At 32.4% G+C, this 7308-nt stretch carries 4 protein-coding genes and 1 pseudogene; all 5 read right to left on the bottom strand.

The genetic code is table 11. The annotated features are described in order from the left end of the window. Positions 1-2348: pseudogene (locus tag AAC024_RS15380) on the bottom strand (hypothetical protein); the annotation flags it as partial. A gap of 48 nt (positions 2349-2396) precedes the next feature. Next, entirely contained in the window at positions 2397-2924 is a 528-nt protein-coding gene (locus tag AAC024_RS15375; RefSeq protein WP_339896377.1) for a hypothetical protein, read from the bottom strand. 391 nt (positions 2925-3315) lie between these two features. Then, positions 3316-5229, bottom strand: a complete 1914-nt coding sequence (locus AAC024_RS15370) for an OmpA family protein (RefSeq protein ID WP_339896376.1) — start codon at positions 5227-5229, stop codon at positions 3316-3318. Between the two features lie 12 nt (positions 5230-5241). Beyond that, entirely contained in the window at positions 5242-6177 is a 936-nt protein-coding gene (locus AAC024_RS15365; protein ID WP_339896375.1) for a type IX secretion system membrane protein PorP/SprF, read from the bottom strand. A 13-nt stretch (positions 6178-6190) separates the two neighbouring features. Continuing rightward, positions 6191-7308: gliding motility-associated C-terminal domain-containing protein (locus AAC024_RS15360; RefSeq protein WP_339896374.1), on the bottom strand; the 1118-nt coding region annotated here is incomplete at its 5' end.

Here is a 7308-nt window from a genome sequence, read left to right as displayed (position 1 = left end):
GTAAACTGCGCATCTGTAATTGTTACTGAAGTTTCAGAATAAGCAAGTCCAACCAGACCACCATTCGTAATACCAGAGTTATCACAAGCTTCAACAGATTGATTTGATATGGTTCCAGAAATCACAGGATCTGTGGTATCATTCACATTAATGATTTGAGTGACCTGAGAAGCGTTGTTACATTCATCTGTAACGGTATAGGTTCTTGTTACTACAATCGGGCAAGTACCAGAGGCACTATGCGAACTGGTAACTACAAGATCGACATCTGGCGTACAATCTGTAATCGTTAAGCCTAAAGCTTCTAATTCCGCAACAGTAGTTACTGCAGCAGTGGCATCGGCAGCCACACAACCTTCTACTGTTGTATCAGCGATTGTACCGGTTATTACAGGCGCAGTCGTATCAGTAAGGGTGATTACTTGTGTAAAATCAGCAATGGTTACTCCACATGCATCAGTAAAATTCCAAGTATTTGTGTAAGAACCGGTGTTAGGACAGGTAGGGTCAGGAACAAAAGCACCAGGTGTTTTTAATGGAGTTAAGTTGCAATCATTACCTAAAGGAGTTAAAGCTACTGGAGCTAGCCCTTGAGCAGCAGCTAGTCCCGAGGCGTCGTCACATTCAACTGTAGTATCCAAGGCTCCCGTTGTCGTATCCCAGGATATGGTAGGTTGAATCACATTTATAATAGTTGGAGTATCGTTTCCTATACCACAAGCATCTACACTAGATGAACTGCTTGTAGTTTGTGTTTCAGGGTTTATAACACCATTATAAGTAGCTGTAAATTCTAATTCAGAGGTTAAATCACATGTATCTGCTAAAAAATAACATTCATCTTTAATCTGCAAATCAAAGTCTACATCAATTGGAGTACTTCCAACCTTTACCAAGCTATCATCAACAAAAAATTCAAGAAGGTTTGTTCCTGTATTGTATTGGTAAGTTACACCAGCTGGCAATAAAGCATGTGCTGTAGGCGTTGCAGCAGCGGGTAATAAAGAAATTATTTGAGGCGGGAGTGTTGAAAATATGGTTACATTTTCAGCATCATCATTTCCTTTGTTATCAACGGTAAAACTCCCGACTATTGTAGTACCCGGTGCTTGGGGTGTACTAGTTGCAGTAGTTACTACTTGAATAGGTCCTAGATTAGGCTCGAAAACATCGACAGAAAGTCCTAATAAATAAACACCATAGGTTTCCTGAGTGGAAGTAAGCCTAAAAGTAGCCGATGTTTGGTCATTTTGAATAACAGAATTCCCAGGGTTGTCTAACTGAAAAATGGCCGCATCGAAACCTAATGTATTTGTGCTAAAAGGTGATCTATCTATAAAATCATTATTATCAACAGTTATCCTACTGTTAAAAAAATTATTGGTATCCCTAATAGGTGTAGTTGGGTCTGTAGATAAGTCACTATAAGTAGTACTAGGAAATGGAGGAACTAATATTTGTAATCTATCTCCACTATAACCTCTATCGCCTTCAAATGAACCAACAAGTATTTTAGCACTTACATTCTGTGGAGCCGGTACTGTTTGAAAACCACTAATTGTAACGTCATAATCCTTCTGGCCAGTTATATTTCGTACATGAGCATAACCATCATAAATACTTATGTTTTTTGTTGTTAATTCTGGACTTTCATATACAAAAACAATTTGCCAACCACCGGAAACTCCAGTTGGAGTAGTAAAATCAGGTTCTTGTAAATTTCCAATTTTACCTTCTACATTTGCAACTTGGTACTTACCAAAAGGAGAATCACCATTATCAACTAAGTCTGTCACTAATGATGTGATATCTTTTACACACACATAGGGATCATTACTAAAGTGGTCATCAGTAACCCCATCACCATTATCATCTCTTCCTCTATAAATAACTTCATCAGCATCATAATCAGTATAAACTGATTCGCCAGGTAACATAAGTTTAATGTCATCAAAATCCCATGCAGGCTGATTTTCTGAATTTAAAACACCATCAATTGGTTCAAAATCTGAAGCTGCCCAATATAAAATCACCTTTTTAATTGTTAAACAACTAGCACCTGGAGAAGGATCTTTAAATTCTGCACTACTTGAATTAAATGTATCAGGATCAGTATCAATATCTACATAAACAAGATTAAAACTATCGTTATTACCAGTACCGTTATAAGGAGCTGTTGCATCTATTGAAACCATGTTATTTGCTATCATAGCAAAATCTCCATTTACAGGTTCATTAAAGCGAGGGTCAAAATCGTTTTTTAACTGAGCATGTGTAAATGCACTAATCAAAACGAGTATGACCAAAATAATCTTATGATTATTTATATATTTAGTAGACGTTTTCATAAGCCTTTGATTAACTAATTAATATTTGTGATATTGAAAAACATATAATTAATGTCCTATGGTATTAGGGTTTGGTACAAATGTTTTTATAATAACTGATTGATAAATGTTAGATTTAGATTTTTTAGAATTATTATCAGATAACCTAGTGGCACGTATTGTTGTGCAATTCCAAGAATCTAATTTTGCACTAATTTTTTGCTTAATTTTTAAATAAATTTTTAGTGTCTTATTTGGTTGTACTGTAACGACATCGCTAACCTGACTTTTTTTGTTTAAATTATCAAAAGAAATCTCTGCATTAATATTTGACTCTTTTTTGTTACTCAATCTATATTGATTGGTATCAGAACATTGATCGTTAAAAAGGGAAATAGAATATTGAGAAGTTAAACGTGAATTGTTTTTAAGTATTAAAACATGAACGTGTTCCTTTTCATAGTTAGGCTTATCACTATACTGTAAAACATTTAGAGTGAAATTATTATGAGGCTTTTGTTCTTGAGCATTAACTAATAATGAAAAACAGCATGATAATAAAAGGCTGTAAAACACTAGGGTCGATTTATTTTTCATGATTTATGTAAAGTTATTTATATATAAATTTTATTTAATAGAAACCAGAAAACCACTGGCTACAGCTAGTAACAAATGTTAACGATTTACAAATAATAATAAAAAAAATTTTGAGGGATAAAATTGTGAGGGGAGCGCATTATTGTCCAACAATGCCACATTTGCTTTAGAAATTAGATTCGGGGTCATAATTTTAAATTTTGTAGGTAACACAAAAAAACGTATATGTTATTAGTTGGTCAAATATACATGGTAAATCACATATATATTCGTTTAACAGCTAAAATACGCATTTAATCGACATAATATGCCGATTATCGATGTTTTATTTTAATTAAAATGCATAAACATCTAATATTTAATGATTTAACTTGTTTTTGAATACGTTAAACTATTTTTTTACGATATAAAAATATGATCTTCGGTTAATTTGATGCTCTTCTGGGGTGCATTTAACATCATTACTACATTTATTTAATAGTTGACTCTCTCCAAATCCTATTGCACTTTTTATCCTATCAGGAGAAATACCTCTAGATAATATATAATCTCTAGTAGATTTTGCTCTCTTATTTGAGAGTCTCATATTAAATTTATCTCTTCCTCGACTATCGGTATGGGCTTCAATTTTAATAATCATGGTTGGGTTAATCCTCAATACATCAACAATGTTTTCCAATTCATACTCTGCATCGGTTCTAATATTCCATTTGCCGTAATCAAAAAATATTGGTTTAATCACTATTTGATTTCCATTAATTAAAGATTCTAAGAGTAAATCTTGTGTAATAACATTTCCGTTTTTGTCGTCTGTATTAATCTCTATTTTATTGTCTGAATAAGCTATAAAACTTCCAATAACTGTATAGTTTTTGTTGCAATGAACATTAAGTTCATATTCTCCTTTTTCGTCAGATAAGATTTCTTCAATTATTTTTCCCGTCTCATCAATTAGTTTGATTGTAGTATTACTTAAAATTTTATTGGTTTTCTTATCTTTTGTAATGCCTTTAATTTTTTGTGAACATATTCTGGAATAAACCGTATAAATATCGTCGTTTCCATTTCCACCTAGTCTGTTCGAAGACAAATAGCTTCTTTTGTTATCTTTTGAAGGATCAATAAAAAAGGCAAAATCATCATATCCACTATTATATGGCGCTCCTAAATTTTGCGGTTCTGAGATGCTATCTTTAATAATATTAGATTTAAAAATATCTAATAAGCCAAGATTTAAGCGACCATCAGTAGAAAAGTAAAATGTACTATCCTTACTTACAAAAGGAAACATTTCACGTCCTTCGGTATTTATTTTAGATCCTAAGTTTTTGGGTTTACTAAACTTATTATTTTCAAGAATGTCCACTTCATATATATCTGTTTGTCCAAACCCACCTTTTCTATCTGATACAAAAAACAACTTTTTGTTATCAGGACTCAACGCTGGGTGTCCAGTGGAGTATATTTCATCATTAATTGCTAATTCTTTAATCTCTTCCCAACTACCGTCAATAAGAGTAGCTTTATATATTTTTAGATGTGTAGTACCTTTTTTATCGAAGTTTAATTTATTTTTTCTGGTTACATTATCTCTTGTAAAATACATGGTTTTACCATCGTTAGATATTGCAATTGACGCTTCATGGTAGTCTGAATTAACTTTTGAAGCTTTAATTAAATCTGCGTTACCAAATTTTAAGGTATTATCTATGTCTTTCATAGATACTTGAAATAAATTTAAAAACGGTTCTTTATTCCAGCCATACTTTTTAGTTTCATCAAGCCCTCTCGCTGAAGCAAAAAACAATTCATCATTATAGATGAATGAACCAAAATCTGAAAATTTAGAATTAATTGGCAAGTTTTCTATGGTAATAGATAAAGCTTCATCTACTGAATTAAGTTGGGCATATTTTAATAAATTATCAGAGTCATAGTCTCTAATTCTACTGTCATTATTTTGAATTTCTATAAATTTCTTGGTCCAAATATCAGCCTCAGCGTAATTACCAATACTTTTTAAAGATTGAATGTACTTATATAAATGTTCAGTTTTAAGATCAAATTTATTTGCAGCTTTTCCATACCAATAAGCCGCTTTTTCTGAATTAGAATTATTATAAAAACTGTCTCCTAAACGAGTTAAGACATGCTGACTATTATCACCATTTTCTACTGCCTTTTCATATAATTCAATAGCTTTAACATAACCATAGTTGCTAAAAAACTTATCAGCTAGTTTCTTTTGAGCAAATAGTGTGCTAGTGCAAAAAACTAATAGTATTATTAAAAATTTTGTTTTCATATTAATTTTAGTTTAGAAGTACCTAGGTGATTTAATACGTTTACTTTTAAATAATTCATACATAAGTAATATCTCATGTGTACCACTTGTATATGCTCTTAACTCAGATATAGGATACTCATAAGCATAACCAATTCGTATTTGTTTAGAAACCTGAAAATCGGCAATGCCACCGAAAGCAGCAGCAGATTCATTAATTCTGTAAGATGCACCAAGCCAGAACGCATCATTAAACAAGAAGTTTGCAGTAATATCAAAAGACAGAGGAGCTCCATTGGTGGCTTTAAGCAACATGGCTGGTTTAAATTTGGTTGTTTCACTTAAATTAAAAACATAACCTCCAGTAAAATAGTAACTAACCCGTTCAAGAGCGACATAGTCAACAGCACCTCTTTTTCCGTTGTTGTAATCGGTATTTAATATTCTAGGAGCAGAGAGCCCTAGATACCATCTGTCTGAATGAAAAAATGCACCTAATCCTATATTTGGGCTCCATCTATTAGAAACATCATCAAAAAAGGGGTCGTTGAAAACAGTTGGGTCATTTAAAATAGATTGGTCTAAACTATATTGTGTAAAACCAGCTTTAATACCAAAAGCTAATTTAGATTTTTGACCAACCGGAAGAGTATATGAAAAGTCTCCATATAAATATGTGAAGTTTTCATATCCTAATTCATCATTAATAAAGGAGAAACCTATACCAACTCTGTCATTTCTTAAGGGGCCGTGCACAGAAATTGTTTGTGTTGTTGGCCCGCCTTCTAAACCAAGCCATTGACTTCTGTGTAAACCTACAACACTTAGCGTCTCTCTACTTCCAGCATAAGCAGGATTTATTGAGATTGTATTATACATATACTGTGTAAATTGTGGTAGTTGTTGAGCAACTCCAATCCAGCAATTCGTAAGTATAAAAATAATTATATTAAACTTTATTGACTTCATAGTATGTCTAGATTTATTTAGTGCCTACATAAAATGCTTTAGCAAAAGGTTCTAATCCACTATTTTTTAAATTAATAATATAGAAATATGTTCCGTTCGGAACTGTATCTGCTTGTCCAACAGATGAATTGTGGGTAAATCCATTCCAATCATTTTGATAATTAGAATTATCATAAACTTTAGCTCCCCAACGATTGAATATTTGTAGCTCCACAACAAAACCACAAGTTTCTACTCCTGTAATTGTGAAGAATTCATTATATACGTCTCCATTAGGAGTTACAACTTTTGAAATAATGACATCATCCTTACCACAGGGTAAAACAATACATTCATCATGAATTTCTAAACTTAGCTCAATAGTATTTAAACAACCATTGTTGGCAATTGTATAATTGAATTTATAAGTTCCTAATACAACATTTTCTGGATCGAATATATTTTGGTTTAATCTAGCATTGCCTTCAACTACAGACCAACTTCCACCCGTTTGATTGTTTCCTAAATAATCATCTAAATTAATTGTGCCATCGTCAGTACAAGCTCTATCATTTACCGTTGTTATTAAATCATTCAAAGTAACTGTTATCGTTTGTGTAAAGATTTGACTGTTGTTACACTCATCAGTTACTGTCCAAGTCCTAACTATCTCATAATCTGAAGGATTATTTTCATCAAAAGAATTTGTTTCTGCAAATACTACATTAACATTTGCTGAACAATTATCAGTAAATTCAATTGTTGGTACATCAGGTATATTTTCACAATTAACAGCTAAAGAAGATTCAATAGTAGTTGTTGGCTCTGGAGCAGTTATATCTTGAACTGTTATAGTTTGAATATGGATGGTTGTTAATCCATTTTGGTCTGTTGCTACCCATTTACGCTCTAATGAATAATTGGAAATACATGAACCATCAGTTCTTGTTTCAGTAAAAACGACATCTACACTACCACATGGGTCAGTTGCTGTTAGTGTTTCTGCTTCAGGAACATTATCACATTCATAAGTTTTATCTGTAGGTAGAGTTTCAACAAACGTCGGATCCATATTATCAATTACCGTTACAGTTTGCGTACAAGTGGCTGTATTATCCGAACCATCAGTTACTGTCCAGGTCACTGTCGTAT

The sequence above is a fragment of the uncultured Algibacter sp. genome (genome assembly GCF_963976535.1).
GTDB lineage: Bacteria > Bacteroidota > Bacteroidia > Flavobacteriales > Flavobacteriaceae > Algibacter_B.
This window is presented reverse-complemented; position numbering and strand designations above follow the sequence as displayed.